This is a genomic window from Campylobacter lari, from assembly GCF_004357905.1.
Taxonomy (GTDB): Bacteria; Campylobacterota; Campylobacteria; order Campylobacterales; family Campylobacteraceae; genus Campylobacter_D; species Campylobacter_D lari_D.
The window spans coordinates 1-239 of the sequence record NZ_SMTT01000047.1; the positions used below are offsets into that span (position 1 = coordinate 1).

The 239-nt window shown below is 29.3% G+C and carries 1 protein-coding gene; it reads right to left on the minus strand.

What is annotated here, in order from left to right:
* A partial coding sequence (locus E2O22_RS08010; RefSeq protein ID WP_207921011.1) for a hypothetical protein occupies positions 1-239 on the minus strand: 239 nt, incomplete at both ends.

The window sequence follows — 239 nt, forward strand, 5'->3', positions numbered from 1 at the left end:
GTCAAGATTATAATCATAAACATCATTATTATTATAATGGTGTTTTTTAATTACATAAGTATTAGAAGCTTTATCATAATTTGCCTGGGTGGCAGCTTCTAAAGAGTTTAGTGAAAGTATAGTGAGTAGGGAAAGTTTTAATAGATTAAAGTTTTTATAGTTTTTTAAAGGGTTTAAAGTGTTTGAGTTAAAACGAAAATTATCGTATCCCCCCCCCCGTGAGGTGATTTTTGGATAAA